This is a genomic window from Pseudomonas sp. NPDC008258, from assembly GCF_042956345.1.
In the GTDB taxonomy this organism is placed as follows: domain Bacteria; phylum Pseudomonadota; class Gammaproteobacteria; order Pseudomonadales; family Pseudomonadaceae; genus Aquipseudomonas.
The window spans coordinates 46,790-67,266 of record NZ_JBIBGE010000035.1 but is presented as its reverse complement, the minus strand read 5'-3'; the positions used below and the strand labels follow the sequence as shown (position 1 = coordinate 67,266).

At 63.3% G+C, this 20,477-nt stretch carries 21 protein-coding genes; 2 read left to right on the top strand and 19 right to left on the bottom strand.

Annotated elements, in window-relative coordinates:
• Nucleotides 1–173: 173 nt before the first annotated feature.
• The 12 genes from ACFY9W_RS24025 to ACFY9W_RS23970 all read right to left on the bottom strand — a co-directional run bounded on the left by ACFY9W_RS24025 (nt 174) and on the right by ACFY9W_RS23970 (nt 10,170).
• On the bottom strand, nt 174–956 hold the full coding sequence (locus ACFY9W_RS24025; protein WP_221101093.1) for a TatD family hydrolase: 783 nt from the start codon (nt 954–956) through the stop codon (nt 174–176).
• Between the two features lie 30 nt (nt 957–986).
• Nucleotides 987–1,973 carry a DNA polymerase III subunit delta' gene (locus tag ACFY9W_RS24020; protein ID WP_391135665.1) on the bottom strand — a complete coding sequence of 329 codons (987 nt, stop codon included), beginning with the start codon at nt 1,971–1,973 and terminating at the stop codon, nt 987–989.
• Nucleotides 1,966–2,598 carry a dTMP kinase gene (gene tmk, locus ACFY9W_RS24015; RefSeq protein ID WP_391135662.1) on the bottom strand — a complete coding sequence of 211 codons (633 nt, stop codon included), beginning with the start codon at nt 2,596–2,598 and terminating at the stop codon, nt 1,966–1,968. Before tmk ends, ACFY9W_RS24020 begins: the two co-directional genes overlap by 8 nt.
• Before the next feature lie 9 nt (nt 2,599–2,607).
• The gene (mltG, locus tag ACFY9W_RS24010) at nt 2,608–3,792 is read right to left on the bottom strand and encodes an endolytic transglycosylase MltG (RefSeq protein ID WP_391135659.1); all 1,185 of its coding nucleotides are present in this window, start codon (nt 3,790–3,792) and stop codon (nt 2,608–2,610) included.
• A gap of 4 nt (nt 3,793–3,796) precedes the next feature.
• A complete protein-coding gene (gene pabC / locus ACFY9W_RS24005; protein WP_391135656.1) occupies nt 3,797–4,612 on the bottom strand; it encodes an aminodeoxychorismate lyase in 816 nt (271 codons plus the stop codon).
• The gene (fabF, locus tag ACFY9W_RS24000; RefSeq protein ID WP_391135652.1) at nt 4,612–5,856 is read right to left on the bottom strand and encodes a beta-ketoacyl-ACP synthase II; all 1,245 of its coding nucleotides are present in this window, start codon (nt 5,854–5,856) and stop codon (nt 4,612–4,614) included. Before fabF ends, pabC begins: the two co-directional genes overlap by 1 nt.
• Nucleotides 5,857–6,045: 189 nt before the next feature.
• A complete protein-coding gene (gene acpP, locus ACFY9W_RS23995) occupies nt 6,046–6,282 on the bottom strand; it encodes an acyl carrier protein (protein WP_012271163.1) in 237 nt (78 codons plus the stop codon).
• Between the two features lie 203 nt (nt 6,283–6,485).
• The gene (gene fabG / locus ACFY9W_RS23990; RefSeq protein ID WP_172229537.1) at nt 6,486–7,226 is read right to left on the bottom strand and encodes a 3-oxoacyl-ACP reductase FabG; all 741 of its coding nucleotides are present in this window, start codon (nt 7,224–7,226) and stop codon (nt 6,486–6,488) included.
• Nucleotides 7,227–7,241: 15 nt separating this feature from the next.
• Entirely contained in the window at nt 7,242–8,180 is a 939-nt protein-coding gene (fabD, locus tag ACFY9W_RS23985) for an ACP S-malonyltransferase (protein ID WP_391135647.1), read from the bottom strand.
• A gap of 252 nt (nt 8,181–8,432) precedes the next feature.
• Entirely contained in the window at nt 8,433–9,443 is a 1,011-nt protein-coding gene (plsX, locus tag ACFY9W_RS23980) for a phosphate acyltransferase PlsX (protein WP_391135644.1), read from the bottom strand.
• 3 nt (nt 9,444–9,446) lie between these two features.
• On the bottom strand, nt 9,447–9,629 hold the full coding sequence (gene rpmF, locus ACFY9W_RS23975) for a 50S ribosomal protein L32 (protein ID WP_003247154.1): 183 nt from the start codon (nt 9,627–9,629) through the stop codon (nt 9,447–9,449).
• 13 nt (nt 9,630–9,642) lie between these two features.
• Nucleotides 9,643–10,170 (bottom strand): YceD family protein, encoded by a 528-nt coding sequence (locus ACFY9W_RS23970; RefSeq protein ID WP_391135639.1) that lies wholly within the window; start codon nt 10,168–10,170, stop codon nt 9,643–9,645.
• Between the two features lie 96 nt (nt 10,171–10,266).
• Here ACFY9W_RS23970 and ACFY9W_RS23965 point away from each other — a divergent pair, with 96 nt between their 5' ends.
• Nucleotides 10,267–10,845: a Maf family nucleotide pyrophosphatase gene (locus ACFY9W_RS23965; protein WP_391135637.1), complete on the top strand. Its 579-nt coding sequence runs from the start codon at nt 10,267–10,269 to the stop codon at nt 10,843–10,845.
• Between the two features lie 135 nt (nt 10,846–10,980).
• Here ACFY9W_RS23965 and ACFY9W_RS23960 read toward each other — a convergent pair whose 3' ends face one another.
• The 3 genes from ACFY9W_RS23960 to rluC are packed head-to-tail and all read right to left on the bottom strand — an operon-like array spanning nt 10,981 to nt 13,611.
• Nucleotides 10,981–11,970, bottom strand: coding sequence for a S49 family peptidase (locus ACFY9W_RS23960; protein WP_391135634.1), 990 nt, complete (start codon nt 11,968–11,970; stop codon nt 10,981–10,983).
• Nucleotides 11,971–11,976: 6 nt separating this feature from the next.
• Nucleotides 11,977–12,651: an HAD-IA family hydrolase gene (locus tag ACFY9W_RS23955; RefSeq protein WP_391135631.1), complete on the bottom strand. Its 675-nt coding sequence runs from the start codon at nt 12,649–12,651 to the stop codon at nt 11,977–11,979.
• A 3-nt stretch (nt 12,652–12,654) separates the two neighbouring features.
• Entirely contained in the window at nt 12,655–13,611 is a 957-nt protein-coding gene (gene rluC, locus ACFY9W_RS23950) for a 23S rRNA pseudouridine(955/2504/2580) synthase RluC (RefSeq protein ID WP_025754829.1), read from the bottom strand.
• A gap of 797 nt (nt 13,612–14,408) precedes the next feature.
• On the opposite strand from rluC, the gene rne reads away from it, so the two are divergent.
• On the top strand, nt 14,409–17,711 hold the full coding sequence (gene rne / locus ACFY9W_RS23945; protein ID WP_391135627.1) for a ribonuclease E: 3,303 nt from the start codon (nt 14,409–14,411) through the stop codon (nt 17,709–17,711).
• Between the two features lie 304 nt (nt 17,712–18,015).
• On the opposite strand, the gene murB is transcribed toward rne, so the two are convergent.
• The 4 genes from murB to ACFY9W_RS23925 are packed head-to-tail and all read right to left on the bottom strand — an operon-like array spanning nt 18,016 to nt 20,442.
• Nucleotides 18,016–19,035 (bottom strand): UDP-N-acetylmuramate dehydrogenase, encoded by a 1,020-nt coding sequence (gene murB / locus ACFY9W_RS23940; RefSeq protein ID WP_391135624.1) that lies wholly within the window; start codon nt 19,033–19,035, stop codon nt 18,016–18,018.
• Nucleotides 19,032–19,496 (bottom strand): low molecular weight protein-tyrosine-phosphatase, encoded by a 465-nt coding sequence (locus ACFY9W_RS23935; protein WP_391135621.1) that lies wholly within the window; start codon nt 19,494–19,496, stop codon nt 19,032–19,034. Before ACFY9W_RS23935 ends, murB begins: the two co-directional genes overlap by 4 nt.
• Nucleotides 19,496–20,260, bottom strand: coding sequence for a 3-deoxy-manno-octulosonate cytidylyltransferase (kdsB, locus tag ACFY9W_RS23930; protein WP_391135618.1), 765 nt, complete (start codon nt 20,258–20,260; stop codon nt 19,496–19,498). Before kdsB ends, ACFY9W_RS23935 begins: the two co-directional genes overlap by 1 nt.
• The gene (locus ACFY9W_RS23925) at nt 20,257–20,442 is read right to left on the bottom strand and encodes a Trm112 family protein (RefSeq protein ID WP_003247142.1); all 186 of its coding nucleotides are present in this window, start codon (nt 20,440–20,442) and stop codon (nt 20,257–20,259) included. Before ACFY9W_RS23925 ends, kdsB begins: the two co-directional genes overlap by 4 nt.
• Between the last annotated feature and the right edge of the window lie 35 nt (nt 20,443–20,477).

Sequence of the window (20,477 nt, the reverse complement as noted above, 5' to 3'; positions counted from 1 at the left end):
CGCTGCAGGCCCCATCCATGGGGCCTCAGCGCTTGACGGGCATCCATGCCCGTCACCTCCCTCCGCAATCCCTTCGCTCGGCCTCCTGAAGTCGCAATCGGCGTCGCTTGGGCTATCGCGCACTTAAAAACAAAAGCCGAAGCAAGAGCAAGAGCGCTCAGGCTCGTACGCTATCAAGCTACCCGCGCCAACGGGAACAACCGCTTGAAGTTGGCTGTAGTCTGCTCCGCCAACTGCTCATAACTGGCCCCGCGCAACGAAGCCACATATTCCGCCACTTCCCGCACATACTGCGGCAGGTTCGGCTTGCCCCGGTGCGGTATTGGCGCCAGGTATGGCGAATCGGTCTCCACCAGCAACCGGTCGACCGGCACCTGCCGGGCCACTTCGCGCAGGGCATCGGCATTGCGGAAGGTCACGATGCCAGACAACGAAATGTAATACCCCAGGTCCAGCGCCGCCTTGGCCATGTCCCAATCTTCGGTAAAGCAATGCAGCACGCCAGCCTGCGGCAAGCTGGCCTCGCGCAGCAGCGCCAGGGTATCGGCACGCGCCGCCCGGGTATGCACGATCACTGGCTTGCCGGTCTGCCGCGAAGCCTCAAGGTGCAAGCGGAACGAGGCCTGCTGCAATTCGGCGGCTTCCGGCTCGTAGTGGTAGTCCAACCCGGTTTCGCCGATGGCCACCACATGCGGGTGGGCCAGCTCGCGCAGCAGCCATTCCAGCGCAGGTGTTTCACCCGGCGCCAGGTCCAGCGGGTGCACGCCCACCGAGCAATCGACATCGGCGTACTGCTCGCTCAACGCCTTCACTGCGCCTGCGTTTTCAGCACTGACACCAATACACAGGAAATGTCCGACCCCACGCTCACGCGCTGCCTGCAGGGCAGCATCGAGGGAGCCCTGGTGGGCGCTCAGGTCAAGTCGGTCGAGGTGGCAATGGGAATCTACGAGCATGGGATAACGGCACACATGAAAAAATGGAAATCAGCGGACACCCGGCAGTTGCAGCCAATGAGCCAGCAGCGATTCAAGCAGCAGGGCGCGGTTGAGGTTGGCCTTGCCCAGCACCTTCTGGCGCTGATCCAGGATCCAGGCCTGCACCTCCAGCACCTTGGCCTGACGACTCTTCTGCGCCAGGTATTGCAGCACCTTGCGCATATCTGCCAAGCCTAACCCCTCCTCGTCCTGGGTCAACTGGTAGCGCAGGATCAGGTGCGACCAATCGCAGAACCAGTCGAACAGCAACAACAGCGGCACACCGTTCCAGGCATCGGCCAGTTGGCTGGGTGACTGCTGCTGCTTGAGCAGTTTCTTCACACCCTCGGCGACCAGCGCACGCTGCTCACGCACACCTTGTGCCTGCAGGCTGACTGCCATCAAGGGCGATCCGGCGGCCAACGTCAGTAGCTCGTCCCGTTCGGCCTGGTCACTGCCCGGCAACGCTTCAGCCAGCCAGGCCTGGCTCTGGGCCAGGCCGGGCTGCGGGCAGGCGACCTGTTGGCAGCGGCTCTTGATGGTTGGCAACAGGCGGCTGGGCTGGTGCGTGACCAGCAGCAAAACGGTATCGCCAGAAGGCTCTTCGAGGCTTTTAAGCAGTGCATTGGAGGCGTTGACGTTCATCGCCTCCACCGGCTCGATCAACACCACCTTGCGCCCACCCATCTGGGCCGTCTGCACCACGAAGGCCACCAGCTCACGCACCTGGTCGACCTTGATCGGTTTGTCGGCTTCCTCAGGCTCGAGGATGAAGTTGTCGGGGTGGCTGCCGGCCTTGAGCAACAGGCAGGCCTTGCACCCACCGCAAGCGTCCAGCCCCTGGGGCTGCTGGCACAGCAAACGGGCCATCAGGCGCTCGGCCAAGGCCCGCTTGCCGATGCCACGCGGCCCGTGCAACAGGTAGGCATGGGCGTGTTGGCTGCGACCGGCCAGCTGCTGCCAGAGTGCCTGCTGCCAGGGGTAGGCCTCAGCCACGGCAACGCTCCACGATGCCAGGCAACAGTGCGTCAATGGCGCGCTGCACGGCCTCCAGGGATTGAGCAGCGTCAAGCAGGCTGTACCGTTGCGGCTCGCGTCGGGCTCGTTGCAGGTAGGCCTGGCGCACAGCCTCGAAGAAGGCCTGGCCTTCCTGCTCGAAGCGGTCCAGGCGACCGCGGGCGGCGGCGCGGGCCAGGCCCACTTCGACCGGCAGGTCGAACACCAGGGTCAGTCCCGGGCGCAGGTCGCCCTGGACGAATTGTTCCAAGGCAGCGATGCGCTCCACCGACAGACCACGGCCACCACCCTGGTAGGCATAGGTTGCATCTGTGAAACGATCACACAAGACGACGGCCCCGCGGGCCAGGGCTGGCCGGATCACCTGCGCCAGGTGCTGTGCGCGCGCAGCAAACACCAGCAACAGCTCGGTGTCGGCGGCCATGGTTTCTTCGCTGGGCGCCAGCAGCAGCTCGCGGACCTTTTCCGCCAACGGCGTACCGCCGGGCTCGCGGGTCAGTACAACGTCCAGGCCCTGCTCGCGCAAGCGCGCGGCCAGGTAGTCGCGATTGGTGCTCTTACCCGCGCCTTCGGGGCCTTCCAAAGTAATAAACAAGCCGCTCACAGGCAGTCCTTAATGTTGTTCGACAGGCGCCGGCCGCTCGGCCGCTTGCGCGCCGCCGGCAGGGGCGTCCTGCACAGGTGGCTCATCGGGTGCTGGTTGCGCAGCCGGCTCATCTTCCGCTGGCGGCGCTTGCGGCTGTTCGTCCGGCTGCGCGTCTTGCTGCGGTGCGGGGCTGGAGCGATAGTCTGCGCGACGCTTGAGCTGGAACTCACGCACCGCCGAGTTGTGGTCGTCGAGGTCGTCGGAGAACACATGGCTGCCGTCGCCTCGGGCGACAAAGTACAGGCTGGTGCCATCCGACGGGTTGAGCGCTGCGTGAATGGCCTCACGGCCGACCATGGCAATCGGGGTCGGCGGCAGCCCGGTGATGGTATAGGTGTTGTAAGGGGTTGGCTCGCGCAGATCGGCGCGGGTGATCTTGCCGTTGTAGCGCTCGCCCATGCCATAGATCACCGTGGGGTCGGTCTGCAGCATCATGCCCAGGCGCAGGCGCCGCACGAACACGCCGGCAATCTGCCCACGCTCCTGGGGGATACCGGTTTCCTTTTCCACCAGCGAAGCCATGATCAATGCCTGATAGGGGTCGCGATAGGGCAGGTCGGTGGTGCGCTCGGCCCATTCCTTGGCCAGCACTTCGTCCAGGCGCATGTAGGCCTGCTGCAGCAACTCCACATCGCTCATGCCACGCACGAAGCGGTAGGTGTCCGGGAAGAATCGCCCTTCGGGGAACACACCGGTATGGCCAAGTTTGTCCATCACCTCGGAATCCGACAGGCCATCCAGGGTGTGCTTGATCTTTTCATGCTTGGCCACGGCCGAGCGCACCTGGCGGAAGGTCCAGCCTTCGACCAGGGTAAGGTTGTACTGCACTACGTCAGCACGGCGCCAGGCATCGAACAGCTGCTCGACAGTCATGCCAGGGGTAAGGCGGTACTCACCGGTGTGCAGGGGGGTGCCAGCCATGTTGAAGCGCCAGTACAAGCGCAACCAGAAGGCGTCCTCGAGCAACCCTTCTTGTTGCATGCGATAGAACATGCGGTTGGGGGTGGTGCCATTGGGCACATCGAGCAGGCGTTCCTGCGTGACGTGCAAGGGCTGCTCCAGGACCGAGTTGACCTTCCAGGCCGACCAGCCAAGCGCCAGGCCGGCAAGGATCAAGCCCATTTCCAGCAGCAGCAGGAATTTACGTCTCACGAATTCAGGTTTCCAGTAACGTACGGGCAACGGCCTGCAGTTTACGGGTGAGCGGGCCAGACGACCAGTTTAGCCCGGCTACGCCACGCACGGGCCAAATGCCGTAAACGCTGTTGCAAACAAATACTTCATCTGCCTGCTCCAGCGTTTCAAACGGCAGGTCACAGACCTGCGCCGGGATGCCCAACTGTACGGCCTGTTCCAGCAAGGCTGCGCGCATTACTCCTGCCACACCGCAGCGGCTGAGGTCGGCGGTCAGCAGCACGCCATCACGCACCAGGAACAGATTGCTGTACACCCCTTCGATTACCCTGCCCTGCCCGTCACGCATCAGGCCTTCGGCGTGGTCGCTGTCCTGCCATTCGGCACGGGCCAGCACCTGCTCCAGGCGGTTGAGGTGTTTGAGCCCGGCCAGCAGCGGTTGTTCCCCAAGCCGGGTCTGGCAAGGGAACAAACGCACACCGTGCTCGGCATGCTCGACAGGGTAGCTGGGTAACGGACTGCCCTGCAGGATGCGCCGCGGCGCAGCACCGGCAACCGGTGCATAGCCACGCTGGCTGTCGCCACGGGTAAGGATAAGCTTGGCTACACCTTCACCGAGCTGGCTGGCATAGCGCAGAAGCTCGTCGCGCACCAGCGCCAGGTCGGCGCTGATCGCCAGGCGCTGGCAGCCCAACGCCAGGCGTGCGAGGTGGCCGTCCAGCAAGCTGGGCCGGCCGCCGCGCACGGCGATGGTTTCGAACAGGCCATCACCGTAGGCCAGGCCGCGGTTCTGCAGGTTGAGCGCAGTCGCCGGCTGGCCATCGACCCAGCTGTGCATCAACCGGCGAACCGGCGGAACACCAGCGAGCCGTTGGTGCCGCCAAAGCCGAACGAGTTGGACAACACCACGTCGATCGGCATGCTGCGCGCCTGATGCGGCACGAAGTCGAGGTCGCAGCCTTCGTCCGGCTCGTCCAGGTTGATGGTGGGTGGCGCCATCTGGCTGTTGATCGCCAGCACGCTGAAGATCGCTTCCACCGCGCCGGCAGCGCCCAGCAGGTGACCGGTCATCGACTTGGTCGAGCTGACCGCCAGCTTGTAGGCATGCTCACCGAACACGCGCTTGATCGCAGCCACTTCGGCCACGTCGCCCGCGGGGGTCGAGGTACCGTGGGCATTGATGTAGCTCACGTCTTCCGGCTGAATACCCGCATCGCGCAGGGCGTTGGCCATGCAGCGGGCAGCGCCTTCACCGGTGTCGGGTGGCGAAGTCATGTGGTAAGCGTCACCGCTCATGCCAAAGCCAACCAGCTCGGCATAGATGGTCGCACCACGGGCCTTGGCGTGCTCCAGCTCTTCGAGCACCAGGGCACCGGCACCGTCAGACAGCACGAAGCCGTCACGGCCCTTGTCCCACGGGCGGCTGGCCCGGCTTGGCTCGTCATTGCGGGTGGACAGCGCACGCGAAGCGCCGAAGCCGCCCATGCCCAGGCCACAGGCAGCCATTTCGGCACCCCCGGCGATCATGACGTCGGCCTCACCGTAGGCGATATTGCGTGCGGCCATGCCGATGCAATGGGTACCCGTCGTGCACGCGGTAGCGATGGCGTAGTTCGGCCCTTGCAAACCCAGGTGGATCGACAGGAAGCCAGAGATCATGTTGATGATCGAGCCCGGCACGAAGAACGGCGAAATACGGCGCGGCCCCGAATCGTGCAGGGTGCGGCTGGTTTCTTCGATGTTGGTCAGACCACCGATGCCCGACCCCATCGCCACGCCAATGCGCTCACGGTTGGCGTCGGTAACCTCAAGGCCGGCATTGCGCACCGCCTGGAAACCGGCCGCCAGGCCGTACTGGATGAACAGGTCGAGCTTGCGGGCCTCTTTGGCCGACAGGTATTGCTCGACCTCGAAGCCTTTCACCGAGCCGCCAAAACGGGTGGAGTAGGCAGACAGGTCCGTATGCTCGATCGGACCAATGCCACTGCGGCCAGCCAGAATGCCCTGCCAGGTGCTCGGTACATCGGTACCCAGTGGCGACAGCATACCCATACCGGTGACCACGACGCGTCTACGCGACACAGTACTCTCCTTTTCTAATAACAGAGTCTCTTGCGATTACATTCAAGCGCAGGAATGGAATGGCAACAGGCTCTTGGTGCGCAGTGAGCGAAGCAGCCCCGCCAAAAAGCACGGCGTTCGCAAAGAAAAAACCGCACGCCGGCAAAGGCAGTGCGGTTTTTCTCGTCAAGAAGCGACGACTACAGCGTCTTAGGCCTTGTGGCTGTTGACGTAGTCGATAGCAGCTTGAACGGTAGTGATTTTCTCGGCTTCTTCGTCAGGGATTTCGGTCTCGAATTCCTCTTCCAGAGCCATCACCAGCTCAACGGTGTCAAGCGAATCGGCACCCAGGTCATCGACGAAGGACTTCTCGTTGGTCACTTCATCTTCCTTCACGCCCAGTTGCTCGGCGACGATTTTCTTGACGCGTTCTTCGATGGTGCTCATACCTAGTTTTCACTCCTAATGGACATATGTCAGGCAGCTGGCCGGTGGCTAATTTTATAGAAAGACGTTCGCATTTCAAGCGAAACGCACCTTCACACTAGCCACCCCACCCGCTGCCTGGAATCTGGTTGCAGCTTTATAACGGATTTTAGGCTCGCAGTATGACTCTTTTTTTACGAAATCCGTCACATTGAGTTGCAGTGTTACATGTACATCCCGCCGTTGACCGGCACGGTAGCGCCGGTGACGTAGGCTGCACCGTCGGATGCCAGGAACGAAACCACCTTGGCGATTTCGTCGGCCTGGCCCAGGCGGCCCAGCGGAATCTGGGTTTGCAGGGCTTCGCGCTGCGCTTCTGGCAGTTCGCGGGTCATGTCGGTGTCGATGAAACCTGGGGTCACCGAGTTGACGGTGATGCCACGCGAGCCCACTTCACGCGCCAGGGCGCGGCTGAAGCCTTCCAGGCCAGCCTTGGCGGCGGCGTAGTTGGCCTGGCCAGCGTTACCCATGGCACCCACGACCGAGCCGATGCTGATGATACGGCCCCAACGTGCCTTGGTCATGCCACGCAGCACGCCCTTGGACAGACGGTAGAGGCTGTTCAGGTTGGTGTCGATCACGTCGAACCACTCGTCGTCCTTCATGCGCAGCATGAGGTTGTCGCGGGTGATACCGGCGTTGTTGACCAGGATGGCCGGCGCGCCGAACTGCTCGCCGATGGCGCCCAGTACTGCTTCAACCGATTCGGCGCTGGTCACGTTCAGCTCCATGCCGGTGCCGGCAATGCCGTGTTCCTTCAGGGTGGCAGCAATGCGCTCGGCGCCGGACGCCGAAGTGGCAGTACCGATCACGGTCGCGCCCTGGCGGCCCAGTTCGAGGGCGATGGCCTGGCCAATGCCACGGCTGGCGCCGGTGACCAGTGCAACTTTACCTTGCAGGCTCATGCAAGCTTCTCCAAATCAGGCCAGTGCCGCACGGGTGGCGGCAACGGCGTCAGGGGTATTGAGGTTGTAGGTGGTCACGCCGTCGGCGCAACGCTTGTTCAGGCCAGCCAGGACCTTGCCCGGGCCGCACTCGACCAGGTTGACCGCACCGTTGGCGGCCAAGGTTTGTACGCATTGGACCCAGCGCACTGGTTGGTGCAGCTGTGCCAGCAGGTAGTGCTTGAGCTCATCGAGGTCGCCAGCAATAGCGGCAGTGACGTTCTGCACCACCGGAATCTGCGGGGCCTTCCATTCAATGGCATTGACCGAATCGGCGAAACGATCGGCAGCCGGCTTCATCAGGGCACAGTGCGACGGTACGCTGACCGCCAGTGGCAGGGCGCGCTTGGCACCAGCCTCTTTGCACAGCTCCATGGCACGATCCACCGCAGCCTTGTTGCCAGCAATCACAACCTGGCCAGGCGAATTGAAGTTCACCGCGCTGACCACTTCGTCTTCGGCCGCCTTGGCACAGATCTCGACCACCACGGCGTCATCCAGGCCAAGGATCGCGGCCATGGCGCCGTGGCCGGCCGGGACAGCTTCCTGCATCAGCTGACCGCGACGCTCGACCAAGCGCACGGCATCTTTCAGCGACAGGCTGCCAGCGGCAACCAGGGCGCTGTATTCGCCCAGGCTGTGACCGGAAACGAAAGCCGGCTTGGCGCCGCCCTCCTCCAGCCACAGGCGCCACAGCGCGATGGAAGCGGTGAGGATCGCAGGCTGAGTCTTGTCGGTTTGATTGAGTTGTTCTTCCGGGCCTTCCTGGACCAGCTTCCACAGGTCGTAACCCAGAGCGTCGGAGGCTTCCTTGAAGGTCTCAACGATCACCGGCTTTTCGGCGCCCAGTTCCTTGAGCATGCCCAGCGACTGGGAACCTTGACCGGGGAAGACGAATGCGAGGGATGCAGACATTGAACAAGCCCTTATGATCTTGTCGTCGGATAGGGTGCGCCTGGCCTTGGGCCGGGCGCGGAATCTGAAAGCTTGGATGGAGACGCAGACCAAGCGGTCACATTTAAGCACTTCATTGGCGATATGCCCAAGGTCTTCGTTTGCCTGTAGCGGCCTCTTCGCGGGCTTGCCCGCTCCCACAGGATTGTCACAAACCCGAAGACTGCGCGGCACCTGTGGGAGCGGGCAAGCCCGCGAAAGGGCCGGCACCGGCTAAGGCAGAAGGTCCTCCAGCCGCCCATGCAAGCGCTGCGGCAGGTTTTCCTGAATCTCGATCAACGCCCGCTGGATGGCGCTCTGGAAGCCTTGTACACCCGCAGAGCCATGGCTTTTGATCACAATGCCCTGCAACCCCAGAAAGCTCGCCCCATTGTGCCGCGCCGGCGCCAGGTCTGCCTGCAGCCGCTTGAGCAGCGGCATGGCCATCGCCCCGGCCGCCCGCGACAAAATACCGCCCTTGAACAACTGCTCGATTCTCGCAGCAATCATCGTAGCCAGCCCTTCGCTGGACTTGAGCAGGATGTTGCCGACAAACCCGTCGCACACCACCACATCAGCTTCGCCACGGTACAGGCCATCACCTTCGACAAAGCCGACGTAATTGAGCCCTCGGGCGTTCTGCAACAAGCTGGCGGCCAGCTTGACCTGCTGGTTGCCCTTGATGTCCTCGGTACCGATGTTCAGCAACGCCACGCGCGGCCGATGCACACCCAGGGCCTGCGCGGCCACCGAGCCCATCACCGCGAACTGATAGAGGTTTTCGGCACTGCAATCAACATTGGCACCCAGGTCGAGCAACTGGCAGTAGCCTGCCTGGGTCGGGATCGCCGCCACCATGGCTGGCCGGTCAATACCCGGCAAGGTCTTGAGCACGAAGCGTGACAGCGCCATTAGCGCCCCGGTATTACCAGCACTGACGCAGGCCTGGGCCTTGCCATCACGCACCAGTTCGAGGGCGATGCGCATCGACGAGTCCGGCTTGCCACGCAGCGCCTGGGATGGCCGCTCGTCCATACCGATCACCTCACTGGCGGCGACAATCTGCAGGCGCGCGCGATCCGCAGCAGCAAGGCCGCCGAGAAGCTCTTCAAGGAGGGAAGGTTGACCGACGAGGGTCAGGTGCAGCGAGGGAGTAGCAGAAAGGCAGGCAATGCTAGCCTGGACAATGCTGCGGGGACCGAAGTCCCCGCCCATTGCGTCGATCGCGATGATCTGAGCGGACAAGGATTACTCGTCAGCGCCCTTGTCGACCACTTTGCGACCACGGTATACGCCTTCTGGCGAAACGTGGTGGCGCAGGTGTACTTCACCGGTGGTTTTCTCTACCGACAGCGCGTTTTCCGACAGGGCGTCGTGCGAACGGCGCATGTCACGGGCAGAGCGGGATTTTTTGTTCTGCTGAACAGCCATAATTGATTAACTCCTAAACGTTTGGGTCACGCTTTAACTGCGCCAAAACACTGAACGGGTTGGACCGCGATACCTCGTCCTTGCTCGATTCGGGCTCGTCTGCGCCCGCCGGCTGCTGGCATTCTTCCGGATGATGAGCAGGCACGATTGGCAAGGCGAGCAAAAGCTCCTCCTCGACCAGCGCCTGCAGATCCAAAGGATCTTCGCCCAGTTCCAGCACGTCATAGCCTTTCGGCAACGACTGGGTATTCGCACCCTCCTTCACCACAGCGTATGTACATTCGCTCTGGATCGGCAGGGTGACCAGCTCAAGACAACGCTGGCAAACCATCTTGACCTCGACGCTCAGCTCGGTGTGGATAACCACCACGTGCTGTTCATCTCGTTCAAAATCGAACTTCGCCTGCACCGTACCGACATTGTCGGAAAGCGGGTCGCAGAGTCTTTCCAAATCAGCGAGTTGCAGCGAACCGTTAAGGGTTACGCCACGATCGGCCAATTTGCGCGGGTCAACGTGAGGTGGAATCGGGTCATTCAACATAGGCGCAGCATTCTAGGGATGCCCCCCGCCCCTGTCAAAGGAAATTAGGCGGCATCGTGCGTGATAGAATTTGTTCAACTGATTCAGGAGTCTACCATGCTTCCTCTGTTACTGGCTTCCAGCTCTACCTATCGCCGCGAACTGCTCGCCCGCCTGCGCCTGCCCTTCACCTGGGCAAGCCCCGATATAGACGAGCAGCGCCGGGGAGACGAGCCAGCCGTTGACCTGGTACGCCGCCTGGCCAGGCAAAAAGCCGAGGCCTTGGCCGGCAGCCATCCCGGGCATCTGATCATCGGGTCGGACCAGGTAGCCGTGCTGGGCGAACAGGTGCTGGGCAAGCCGCATACCTTCGAGCGGGCTTGCGAGCAGCTGCTGGAGTGCAGCGGGCAGCAGGTGAGCTTTCTGACCGGTCTGGCGCTATTGAACAGCGCCACCGGGCAATGCCAGGTGGATTGCGTGCCGTTTACGGTCACGATGCGCGAATTGAGCCGCGAGCGGGTGGAGCGCTATGTGGCGGCGGAACAGCCGCTGGATTGCGCGGGGAGCTTCAAGGCGGAGGGATTAGGGGTGAGTTTGTTTCAGAGCACACACGGGTGCGATGCGACAAGCCTGATCGGGCTGCCACTGATTCGGCTGGTAGATATGCTGACCAAGGAAGGCGTGGTGGTTCCCTGAGGCTTTGGGGCTGCCTTGCAGCCCTTCGCGGGCTCGCCCGCTCCCACAGAGATAGCGCACAGCCCGAAGCATGCAAAAACCTGTGGGAGCGGGCATGCCCGCGAAGGGGCGCACAGCGCCCCCGAGAAAACCGAATCAGCGCAGCTGCGGGCCCTGGAAGCCCATCCACATCGCCAGGTGCTCAGCAACACTGGCACCCACACGCTTGGAGAAGCGGTCAAATGGCGATTCCTGCACGGTGAAATCCACCAGCTCCTTCTCGCCAACGATCTCACGCGCCACGTAGCTGGCACTGCCCAGCCCATCCACCAAACCCAGCTCCTTGGCCTGCTCACCCGACCACACCAGGCCACTGAACAGCTCCGGATGCTCCTTGTCCTTCAACCGCTCACCACGCCCCTGCTTGACCATGGCGATGAACTGGTTGTGGGTGGTATCCAGCACACCCTGCCAGAACCGCGTCTCTTCAGGCTTTTCCGGCGAGAACGGGTCAAGGAAGGCCTTGTGCTCACCCGAGGTGTAGGAGCGCCGCTCCACACCCAGCTTCTCCATGGTGCCGACAAAGCCATAACCGGCCGCGGTCACACCAATCGAGCCCACCAGGCTGGCTTTATCGGCATAGATTTCGTCCGCCGCACTGGCAATGTAATAGGCACCGGAAGCGCCAAGGTCCGAAATTACCGCATACAGCTTGATGGCCGGGTATTCGGCACGCAGGCGGCGGATTTCGTCATACACATACCCTGCCTGCACCGGGCTGCCACCCGGGCTGTTGATGCGCATCACCACAGCCTTGGTCTTGCTGTCCTTGAACGCTTCGCGCAGGCTCTTGACGATATTGTCAGCACTGGCAGCCTCCTGATCGGCAATCACCCCACGCACCTCCACCAGCGCGGTATGGCTGGCGCTGCGCGAGGCAGCCTTGTCCATATCCATTAGTGGCGAGAACAACGCCAGGATGCCAAACAGATAGACGAAGGTGAGCAGCTTGAAGAAGATGCCCCAGCGCCGCGACCGGCGCTGCTCCTGCACACTGGCCAGCAAGGTCTTTTCCAGCAGCTTCCAGCTTTTGCGCTCTTCGCGCTCCTCAGGCTCGACCTCGGGGGCCTTCCATTCGTCTGCCATGCTCACCTACCTTGGAAAGGGAATTGCGGAACCACCCAGCCACTCGCGCAGCTGGGAAAAATGATCGATACACACCTGCGGGCCGAATTCGGCCAGCGCCTGCAGCGACATGGCACCATAGCCTACCGCCACCGAATGCATGCCGGCATTGCTGGCCATTTGCAGGTCGAACGCCGAATCTCCGACCATCAGCGCACCCCCGGGTTCGACGCCGCAGTGGCCGAGGATTTCTTCAAGCATCAAGGGGTGCGGCTTGCCACGCGTCTCGTCGGCAGCACGGGTGATGTCAAAGAACTGCTCCCAACCATTGGCCTTGAGCACCCGATCCAGGCCGCGGCGCGCCTTGCCGGTGGCCACGGCCAGGCGGTAACCCTCGACGCGGAAGGCATCGAGCGACTCGACCACCCCCTCGAACAGCGGCGAAGGCTGCTGATCCAGCGCCATGTAGATATCGGCATAGTGCTGACGGAAGCGTTCGACCTGCGCAGGCGCCAGGTGCGGGTACAGGGTGTGGATCGCCTCGCCCAGGGCAAGGCCGATGATGCCCTTTACCGCCTCATCGCTGCTTTGCGCCTCGCCGGCACGCTCGGCGGCGGCATTCATGGCTTCGACGATGCGCCCGATTGAATCGGCCAGCGTGCCGTCCCAGTCGAAGATCAGTAGCTCATAGCCTTTTTTCATAGGTCAGGATGCACTCAAACGCTCAACGGTTTTTGCCCATACCTCATCCACAGGCGCTTCGAGCTTCAGCTCACCACCGTCCGGCAGCGGCACGGTCAGCGCGTAGGCATGCAGGAACAGGCGCTTGCCGCCCAGCTCGCGAATCTCGCGGCTGAAGTCTTCATCGCCGTACTTGCTGTCGCCGGCAATCATGTGCCCGGCATGCAGGGTGTGCACGCGGATCTGGTGGGTACGGCCGGTGATCGGGCGCGCCTCGACAATGGTGGCGAACTCGCCAAAGCGGCGCAGCACGCGGAACAGGGTCAGCGCCTCCTTGCCCTCCTCGTTCACTTCGACCATGCGCTCGCCGGAGCGCAGGTTGCTCTTGAGCAACGGGGCATTTACCTGCTTCTTCGAAGTTGGCCAATGGCCGCGCACCAGCGCCATGTAGCGCTTGTCGACACCATCACCGCGCAAGGCAGCATGCAAGTGGCGCAGCATGCTGCGCTTCTTGGCGATCATCAAAAGCCCGGAAGTGTCACGGTCCAGACGGTGCACCAGCTCCAGTTCCTTGGCGTCCGGGCGCAGCTGGCGCAGCGCCTCGATCACGCCAAAGCTCAGGCCGCTGCCGCCATGCACGGCAATGCCGGCCGGCTTGTTCATCACGATCAGTGCCTTGTCTTCGTAGACAATGGCGGCTTCCAGGCGCTGCAGCAGGCCCTGGGCAACCGGCGCCGGCTCGTCACGCTCTGGCAGACGGACGGGCGGCACCCGCACGATGTCGCCCGCCTGGATCTTGTACTCGGGCTTGACGCGCCCCTTGTTGACCCGCACTTCACCCTTGCGCAGGATGCGGTAGACCAAGGTCTTGGGCACGCCCTTGAGGGCCGTGATAAGGAAATTGTCGATGCGTTGGCCGGCAAGTTCCGGCGCGACTTCGATCAGCTGAACGCCGGAAGTCGGAGGGGTATTGGTCGTCATGGCGGGATCATAACAATTTTTTATGGAATTGAAGCACTTAATCATTGCTGCTATAGTCGCGAACGCCGCCAAAAGCGGCAGGCCAGCGGCACCAGGCTCCTAGCCGGCCCTGACCAACGCAATTCTCCAGGACGCGAGGCCGTCCTACGGGGTTTTCGCCAGTTTACCGAATTGTCTGGAATCGCCACCAGCGCCGTGTAGAGAAGACCGAAAAAAAACGACAAGTGCGGTGTTTCACCTGCTTACCCGATTCTTTTCGCCGTACCTCTGCCCGCCCCGTCGCTTCCACGCAACGCACGGCGAATGCTTCGGAAATACCTGCCTTGGACATGAATGGCGCCAGTGCAGTATCTGCACTGGCGAAAAATGCAACCCGTTGCGGATTCAGCGCGCGGCAGCACCCGAATTATCAGGGATACGTGCAGGGTGGAGATGCACAGCCCTCGGACCGTGTAGCACCGCGTCCGGCCACCGGCCCAGTACAATGGCCGGCGAGCGGATAAGGTCCTGAACAGATGCCCCCGGGCGTCCACGGCTGACGGTTGATTCCTCCTCCTGACTGAGTGCACCAGGCCCGCTTGGTTGATTCGGATTCCAATTCGAAGCCACCGGGGCTTGTTGGCACCGCAGCAAACAGGACGCGTCGTCGCGACAACGGCAGGCTGGGCAACCGGCTGGTGCCGAACGTTGCTCGACACGGGGGTGGCCCGGCCACCCTTTGCGCACCTTGGCACCGACCATGAGACGTCGTGTGTGCCGAACGCCGTTTCCGGCAGCCCGGAAACCGACGGTACAACATGAAAAGAATGCTGATTAACGCGACTCAACCCGAAGAGTTGCGTGTAGCACTGGTGGACGGCCAACGCCTCTACGACCTGGACATCGAGTCCGGCGCGCGTGAGCAGAAAAAGGCCAACATCTACAAAGGCAAGATCACCCGCATCGAACCCAGCCTCGAAGCCGCTTTCGTCGACTTCGGCTCCGAACGTCACGGCTTCCTGCCGCTGAAAGAAATCTCCCGCGAGTACTTCAAGAAGGCCCCTGAAGGCCGCGTCAACATCAAGGAAGTGCTCAGCGAAGGCCAGGAAGTCATTGTCCAGGTCGAGAAGGAAGAGCGCGGCAACAAAGGCGCCGCCCTCACCACCTTCATCAGCCTGGCCGGCCGCTACCTGGTGCTGATGCCCAACAACCCGCGTGCCGGTGGCATTTCCCGTCGCATCGAAGGCGAAGAGCGCAACGAGCTGCGCGAAGCCCTGAACGGCCTGACCGTTCCTGGCGACATGGGCCTGATCGTGCGCACTGCCGGCCTTGGCCGCAGCAGCGAAGAAATGCAGTGGGACCTCGACTACCTGCTGCAACTGTGGACCGCCATCAAGGAAGCGTCCCTGGACCGCGCTGCGCCGTTCCTGATCTACCAGGAAAGCAACGTCATCATCCGCGCCATCCGCGACTACCTGCGCCAGGACATCGGCGAAGTGCTGATCGACAGCATCGATGCCCAGGAAGAAGCCCTGACCTTCATCCGCCAGGTGATGCCGCAGTACGCCAGCAAGGTGAAGCTGTACGAAGACAGCGTGCCACTGTTCAACCGCTTCCAGATCGAAAGCCAGATCGAAACCGCCTTCCAGCGCGTGGTCGACCTGCCGTCCGGCGGCTCGATCGTGATCGACCCGACCGAGGCCCTGGTGTCCATCGACATCAACTCGGCGCGCGCCACCAAAGGCAGCGACATCGAAGAAACCGCCCTGCAGACTAACCTGGAAGCGGCCGAGGAAATCGCCCGCCAGCTGCGCCTGCGTGACATCGGCGGCCTTATCGTCATCGACTTCATCGACATGACCCCGGCGAAAAACCAGCGTGCCGTTGAAGAGCGCGTTCGCGAATGCCTGGAAGCCGACCGCGCTCGCGTGCAGGTTGGCCGCATTTCGCGCTTCGGCCTGCTGGAAATGTCCCGTCAGCGGCTGCGTCCTTCGCTGGGCGAAAGCAGCGGCATCGTCTGCCCACGCTGCTCCGGTACCGGTATCATCCGTGACGTCGAATCGCTGTCGCTGGCCATCCTGCGCCTGATCGAAGAAGAAGCGCTGAAGGACCGCACCGCCGAAGTCCGTGCACAAGTGCCGATCCCGGTAGCTGCGTTCCTGCTGAATGAGAAACGCAACTCGATCACCAAGATCGAACTGCGCACCCGCGCACGCATCATCATCCTGCCGAACGACCACCTGGAAACCCCGCACTTCGAAGTCCAGCGCCTGCGCGACGACAACCCGGAAGTGCTGAACAACCAGTCCAGCTACGAAATCGCCGCCACCGAGGCCGAAGAGCCCACGCAGCCGAGCGCCACCCGCACCCTGGTTCGCCAGGAAGCCGCAGTCAAGACTGCCCCGGCCCGCGCCAATGCGCCGGTACCGGCCAGCGAGGAAGAGCCACAAGCTGTTGCGCCAGCGGCCCCTGCCCCGAGCGCCCCGGAGCCGAGCCTGTTCAAGGGCCTGGTGAAGTCGCTGGTCAGCCTGTTCGCCGGCAAGGAAGAGCCTGCCCCTGCGCCGGTTGTCACCACCGCCGAAAAGCCAGCCACCGACCGCCCACGCAACGAAGAACGCCGCAACGGCCGCCAGCAGAGCCGCAACCGCAACGGCCGCCGCGACGAAGAACGCAAGCCGCGCGAAGAGCGCGCCGAGCGTGCGCCACGTGAAGAGCGCCAGCCACGTGAAGAACGTGCCCCGCGTGAAGAGCGTGCGCCACGTGAAGAACGCGCACCTCGCGAAGAGCGTGCACCGCGTGAAGAACGCGCACCACGCCAGCCACGCGAAGACCGCCGCAGTAACCGTGGCGAAGAGCGTGTACGTGAACTGCGTGAGCCGCTGGACGCCACCCCGCCAGCCGAACGCGAAGAGCGCCAGCCGCGTGAAGAGCGTGTAGCCCGCGAAGAGCGTGCCCCACGCGAAGAACGCGCACCCCGCGAAGAGCGTGCTCCACGTGAAGAACGCGCACCTCGCGAAGAGCGTGCCCCACGTGAAGAACGCGCACCTCGTGAAGAGCGTGCTCCACGCGAAGAACGCGCACCTCGTGAAGAGCGTGCCCCACGCGAAGAACGCGCACCTCGTGAAGAGCGTGCCCCACGCGAAGAACGCGCCCCGCGCCCACCACGCGAAGAGCGTCAGCCACGCGTAGCCGAGGAAGCGGCCGAGCAGGCTGCGGAACTGGCCGAAGAGCAACTGCCAAACGAAGAACTGCTGCAAGACGAGCAGGAAGGTGCCGATGGCGAGCGTCCGCGCCGCCGCTCCCGTGGCCAGCGTCGTCGCAGCAACCGTCGTGAGCGCCAGCGCAACGCCAATGGCGAGCTGATCGACGGCAGCGAAGAAGAAGGCAGCGAAGAGCAACCACAACAGCACCAGGCCACCGAGCTGGGCGCCGAACTGGCTGCCGGCCTGGCGGTGACTGCCGCTGTCGCCAGCAGCAACATCAGCGCCGACGCCGAAGCCCAGGCCAACCAGCAGGCCGAGCGCGCCACCGCTGAAGTCGCTGCAACAGCAGAAACCGACAACAGCGAAGCCGCCCAGCCGGTTGAACAGGCTGAAAAGGTCGAGCAGGTCGAAGCTGTCGCCAAGGCTGAAGAAGTGGCCGTGGCCCCAGTGGTCGAGCTGCCTGTCAGCGAACCGGTAGTCGTGGCCGAAGTCACTGCTGCGCCAGTGGTTGAGGTCGCTCCGCAGCCGGTCATCGAAGCAGCACCTGCCGCTGAGCCGGTAGTGGTTGCCGAAGAGCCAGCGCAGGCGCCGGTGGTCGAAGCCGGTGAAATCGAGCAGGCTCCGGCCGTGGTCGAAGCCGCTCCGGTTGTCGAGCAGCCTGCACCGGTTGTTGAAGCCCAGCCAGAAGTGGTGGCCGAGCCTGCACCTGTGGCAGTCGAGCCGGCGCCGGTCGAAGCCCCGGTAGCGGTAGAACCTGCCACTGTCATGCTGGCCAACGGCCGTGCGCCGAACGACCCGCGTGAAGTGCGCCGCCGCAAGCGTGAGGCCGAGGCTGCCGCCAAAGCCGCGCAGGAAGCTGCTGCCACCGAAGAGCCAGCCCTGGAAGCCGCCGATGAGCACAAGCCTCATCACGGTTGATAGCCAAGGCTGAATGAAAAAGCCCCGCCAGTGCGAACTGGCGGGGCTTTTTCTTGGGTGGGTGCCTGGCCTGCACCGCCCTCTTCGCGGCTAAAGCCGCTCCCACAGGGGATTCACCACCTTCAGGCCTGATGCAGTTCCTGTGGGAGCGGGCAAGCCCGCGAACACCGGCAAAGCCGGTGCCATCCACTGCGCTGCCTGTTTCGCGGGCACGCCCGCTCCCACAGAAACTATGCTGGCTTCAGGTTAACGCCATGCCTGTGGGAGCGGCTTTAGCCGCGAAGAGGCCGATGCAGACAATGAATCAGTAAAGGTTAGGCTCCATCTCCAGCTCAACCCCGAACCGCTCCAGGATATCGGCCTGAATGCGCTGAGCCAGCGCATGCATCTGCGCCCCGCTCGCCTGGCCATGGTTGACCAGCACCAGCGACTGCAAGCGATGCACACCCGCATCCCCCTCGCGGTAGCCCTTCCAGCCTGCTTGCTCGATCAACCAGCCCGCCGCCAGCTTCACCTGGCCATCGGCCTGGGGATAAGCCACCACGCCCGGGTACTGCGCACGAATACGCTCGACCAGGCCAACCGACACCACCGGGTTCTTGAAGAAGCTCCCGGCATTGCCGAGCTGCGCCGGGTCGGGCAGCTTTTCGCGGCGAATACTGCAAATGGCATCACTGATCGCTTGCGCAGTCGGTTCGGTCACACCCTGCTCTGCCAGGCGCTGGCGCACCGGGCCGTAATCGAGATGGGCCTGCAAGGTGCGGCTCAAGGCAAAACGCACGCGCAGGATCAACCAACGCCCCGGGTTGCGCTTGAACAGGCTGTCTCGGTAACCAAAGGCACACTCGGCCAAGCCGAAGTCGCGAAGCTCGCCGGTTTCGCGATCCAGGGCCGTCAGGCCGGCAAACACGTCCTTGATCTCTACCCCATAAGCGCCCACGTTCTGCATCGGCGCAGCGCCCACGGTGCCGGGGATCAGGCTGAGGTTTTCCAGGCCGCAACAGCCCTGCGCCAGTGTCCACTGCACAAACGGGTGCCAGGGCTCACCAGCCTCGGCCTCGATCACCACGCGCTCACCATCGTCGCTGAGTACGCGGCGACCCTGGCTGGCCATGTGCAGCACCCATGCATCAATGTCACGGGTCAGCAGCAAGTTGCTGCCGCCACCGATCACCAGTAGCGGCAAGCCCTGCTCATGGGCATGGCTCAGCGCCTGGCGCACCTGCTGGTCATCCCGCGCCTGGCTGAAATAGCGCGCCTTCACGTCGATGCCGAAGGTGTTGTAAGGCTTGAGCGATACCTGCTCCTGCCACTGTACCGTCATAGCCGCCCCTTGATTTCCAGCACCAGCGCCTGGCACGCCGCCTCGACCAGGTCGAGCACCTGCTCGAAGCCGTCGGCGCCGCCATAGTAAGGGTCCGGCACTTCATCCAGTGCGCAACCGTAGCGGCGCAGGAACAAGTCGAGTTCGCCTGCCGCCGTGTGCGGGCGCAGGGCGCGCAGGTCACGCAGGTTGCTCTCGTCCATGGCCAGGATCAGGTCGTACTCGGCAAAGTGCGCCGCCTTGACCTGCTGGGCACGCTGCTGCGACAGGTCGTAACCACGCGCCAGCGCAGCCTTGCAAGTGCGGCTGTCGGGCGCCTTGCCGACATGCCAGTCGCCAGTGCCGGCAGACGCCACCTGCACCCGGTCAGCCAGCCCCGCAGCCTGCAATTGATGGCGTAAAACGCCTTCGGCGGTGGGCGAGCGGCAGATGTTGCCCAGGCACACGAACAGGACGCGCATCAAGCCTCCAGCAAGCGCCTTACGCGCTCCAGGTCTTCGGGGGTATCCACGCCCACGGCAGGCGCCTCGATGGCGTCCTCGACGTGAATGCGCACGCCGTGCCACAGGGCTCGCAATTGCTCCAGCGCTTCGGTTTGCTCCAGCCAGCATGGGCCCCAGCCAACGAAGTCCTGCAAAAAGCCGACGCGGTAGGCGTACATGCCGATGTGACGGCGATATGGCACGCCTTCCGGCAGCACGTTGCGGTCCTTGGCAAAGGCATCGCGGGCCCAGGGCAGCGGCGCACGGCTGAAGGTCAGGGCCAGGCCGTTCTTGTCACTGACGACCTTGACCGCATTAGGGTTGAACACGGTTTCCGGTGCATGGATGGGCTCGGCCAGGGTGGCGATGCCAGCCTCTGGATGCGCAGCCAGGTTGGCCGCCACCTGGTCGATGATGACCGGCGGAATCAGCGGCTCGTCGCCCTGCACGTTGACCACGATGGCATCAGCCGGCAGGCCCAGGTGTGCGGCCACTTCGGCCAGGCGGTCGGTGCCCGATTCATGGTCGGCACGGGTCATCAGCACTTCGGCGCCGAAGGCCTGGCAGGCTTCAAGAATGGTGACGTCGTCGGTGGCGATGACCACGCGGCTGGCAGCGCTTTTACGCGCCTGCTCCCACACATGCTGCACCATCGGCTTACCGGCAATCGCCAGCAGCGGCTTGCCCGGCAAACGCGTGGAACGTAGCCGGGCGGGAATCACTACCGTGAAGTCCAGGCTCATTTGTCCAGGCGCTCGTCGTCGGTCAGGGTACGCGCCTCGCTTTCCAGCATGACCGGGATGCCGTCGCGGATCGGGTAGGCCAGGCCGGCGCCCTTGCTGATCAGCTCGGTCTTGTCGGCGCTGAGCTTGAGCGGGCCTTTGGTGATCGGGCAGGCCAGGATATCGAGCAGTTTGGTGTCCATTGATGGCTTCCTTTAGGCCGGGTGGCCGGAAAATG

Coding starts and splice junctions, on each gene's coding strand:
- ACFY9W_RS24025 (WP_221101093.1), bottom strand. CDS start 956: ATGCTCGTAGATTCCCATTGCCACCTCGACCGACTTGACCTGAGCGCC.
- pabC (WP_391135656.1), bottom strand. CDS start 4,612: ATGCACAGCTGGGTCGATGGCCAGCCGGCGACTGCGCTCAACCTGCAG.
- acpP (WP_012271163.1), bottom strand. CDS start 6,282: ATGAGCACCATCGAAGAACGCGTCAAGAAAATCGTCGCCGAGCAACTG.
- fabG (WP_172229537.1), bottom strand. CDS start 7,226: ATGAGCCTGCAAGGTAAAGTTGCACTGGTCACCGGCGCCAGCCGTGGC.
- fabD (WP_391135647.1), bottom strand. CDS start 8,180: ATGTCTGCATCCCTCGCATTCGTCTTCCCCGGTCAAGGTTCCCAGTCG.
- rpmF (WP_003247154.1), bottom strand. CDS start 9,629: ATGGCTGTTCAGCAGAACAAAAAATCCCGCTCTGCCCGTGACATGCGC.
- ACFY9W_RS23970 (WP_391135639.1), bottom strand. CDS start 10,170: ATGTTGAATGACCCGATTCCACCTCACGTTGACCCGCGCAAATTGGCC.
- ACFY9W_RS23965 (WP_391135637.1), top strand. CDS start 10,267: ATGCTTCCTCTGTTACTGGCTTCCAGCTCTACCTATCGCCGCGAACTG.
- ACFY9W_RS23960 (WP_391135634.1), bottom strand. CDS start 11,970: ATGGCAGACGAATGGAAGGCCCCCGAGGTCGAGCCTGAGGAGCGCGAA.
- ACFY9W_RS23955 (WP_391135631.1), bottom strand. CDS start 12,651: ATGAAAAAAGGCTATGAGCTACTGATCTTCGACTGGGACGGCACGCTG.
- rluC (WP_025754829.1), bottom strand. CDS start 13,611: ATGACGACCAATACCCCTCCGACTTCCGGCGTTCAGCTGATCGAAGTC.
- rne (WP_391135627.1), top strand. CDS start 14,409: ATGAAAAGAATGCTGATTAACGCGACTCAACCCGAAGAGTTGCGTGTA.
- murB (WP_391135624.1), bottom strand. CDS start 19,035: ATGACGGTACAGTGGCAGGAGCAGGTATCGCTCAAGCCTTACAACACC.
- ACFY9W_RS23935 (WP_391135621.1), bottom strand. CDS start 19,496: ATGCGCGTCCTGTTCGTGTGCCTGGGCAACATCTGCCGCTCGCCCACC.
- kdsB (WP_391135618.1), bottom strand. CDS start 20,260: ATGAGCCTGGACTTCACGGTAGTGATTCCCGCCCGGCTACGTTCCACG.
- ACFY9W_RS23925 (WP_003247142.1), bottom strand. CDS start 20,442: ATGGACACCAAACTGCTCGATATCCTGGCCTGCCCGATCACCAAAGGC.